Raw genomic sequence first — 2,171 nt, 5'->3', positions numbered from 1 at the left:
CGCATCGACGGGAGCAGATAAGCTCGCGTCGGAATGATCTCCAGCCACTCGGTTTGCGTGACGAATCTGCAGGCGTCCGCCATTTTTGGATCGCTGCAATCCACATTAAACCCGAGGATATTCGCATGGAGCCAGCGCTTGAAATAAGGGAGATAGGTTTCGAGGTCGCGCTTGTCACGGACGAACAGGGCAATCCCAGGGTACAGGAATGTCCGCCGCGCACGCGCTTCGAATGCCTCGACAGAGGTGAAGGGCGCACAATGACTACCGGTGCCATCGCACCAGGGAATGCTGTCCACGGCAGCAAGCAGGCGCGGGCGGCCAGCTTTATCGAAGATGGCAACCGATTCGGTCGTTGCCTCCCCGTGTCTGGCACCCCAATAGATCGCTGTACCATTGTCCAATGTTAATCGTAAAGGCCCGTACCCAAACCCATCCAGAATGCGGTCGGATACCAAGACCCTTTGTTTAATCTGGGGGTCCGCGTAATAAAGTGTCTTCGCCTTCCCTGTGAACTTCTCAATCAACCTCTGATCCGGCGGAGGGGAATGAATGCTCTCCGGCAGCCGTGTCCCGCCTGCCAATGCATGCAAAGGAATAATAAATGCTATGACAAAAAACCCTTGGCAAATCCATCTCATGGATACATCCTTTCATAGTATTCCTTGGTTCCTCACGCCCCGACTCACAGGTGAACAGGGATTGCCGGATTCCGGCAGGTAGTCGTTTTCGATGCCGAAGTAGATGACATCGCCCTCGCGTTGATTGTGCAACCCGTTTTCTGTAAATTTCTGCGGCGGTGGTCATGACGCCTGGGTTACGGGTTGAGGTTGAGATAGACCTTGCCAGTCATCCACTCGTCGTCCAGTTCGGCGAGCAGTGCGCAGACCAGGCGCAGGCAGGAATCGGGGTTGGGGAAGTGGCTTCCCACGCGGGTGCGGCGTCTGAGTTCCCGGCGGATAGCGCTCCAGGCCATTGGTGGTGCGCACACGGATGCGATGCGCCGCAGGGAAGTCGAACACCGTCAAGCTCTCGGGAATGGCCTCCTCGGCCCATTGGGCAAGCTTGGGGTGCTCCTTGCGCCAGGCTTCCAAGGCGGCCTTCAAGAGCCGCTCGGCTTCCATCTTGTCCGGGGCATTGAAGATGGCGCGCAGTTGAGCGGCAACGCTCTTTCGCGCTTGCCTTTCGCGTCACGAACTGACCGGCGTTCTGTTGCAGATGGAACTGGCAGCGCTGCCAGGGCACAGCAGGCAAGACGGCGCGGCGGGCGGCCGCAAGCCCCGCATGATTCAATCGGCGACGATGAGTTTGACCCCTTTCAGCCCCCGGGCCAAGAGGCTTTCCAGAAAGCGCCGCCAGTTGATTTCCGCTTCCGAGGTGGCGACCTCGCAACCGAGTACGCGGCGCTTGCCCGAAGCCTCGATCCCGACGGCGATCAAGACTGCGCAATCGATGATTCTGCCTTCCAGGCGCACCGTCTCGTAGCGGGCGTCCAAAAAGAGGTAGGGCACTTCCCCCAACGGCCGCTCGCGCCAGGCTTTGAGCCCTTCATCGAGTTTGGCCGCGGCCGGCTCACCTGGGCGGAAGAGAGCGAAATCTCAGGCCCCAGCAGCCGTTGCAACACCTCGATCACCCGCCGGGTGGAGACCCCTTGGACGTACATCTCGGCGAGCGCGAGATTCACCGCCTGATCCGTACGGGTGCCTTTTTCGAGAGCCGAGGGATAAAACTCACCGGAACGCACTTGCGGCACCTGAAAGGTCACTTCACCGAACCGGGTGAGCATGGTCTTGGGCTTGAAGCCATTGGCGTAATCGCGCCGGTTCGCTGTTCGCTCGTAGGGCTTGGCACCGAGAAACTCGCTTCGCTCGATCTTGGCCGCTTCATTGACGAGGATGCGCAACGCTTCCCCCGCGCCATCCAGGCCGTGCTCAAGCAACGCCGCATAGGCTGCCTCCAGAGGGTTGGTTTCGACTCGCATCGCCATGGGGCTTATACGCCTTTCTTGATGTCATGGCGCCAGACTCACCGCCCACCGCCCTACAGATACGGCGGAACAGAATTTACAGAAAGAAAGATACACAACTGAATATCGTGCATAAGTTCAGAAACCTTTGGCACGCCTTCGATGACGGAGGAATGCCATGCAAGTGCAGCACATTGGGTACAGG

At 58.9% G+C, this 2,171-nt stretch carries 1 protein-coding gene and 1 pseudogene; both read right to left on the bottom strand.

Annotated elements, in window-relative coordinates:
• Positions 1-641, bottom strand: a 641-nt coding sequence (locus V6E02_RS12880; RefSeq protein ID WP_347309204.1) for a hypothetical protein, incomplete at its 3' end; no start/stop codon positions are given.
• A 176-nt stretch (positions 642-817) separates the two neighbouring features.
• Positions 818-1,987, bottom strand: a pseudogene (locus V6E02_RS12875) (IS256 family transposase).
• Between the last annotated feature and the right edge of the window lie 184 nt (positions 1,988-2,171).

The organism is Thiobacter sp. AK1 (assembly GCF_039822265.1).
GTDB classification, from domain to species: Bacteria; Pseudomonadota; Gammaproteobacteria; order Burkholderiales; family Thiobacteraceae; genus Thiobacter; species Thiobacter aerophilum.
This window is presented reverse-complemented; position numbering and strand designations above follow the sequence as displayed.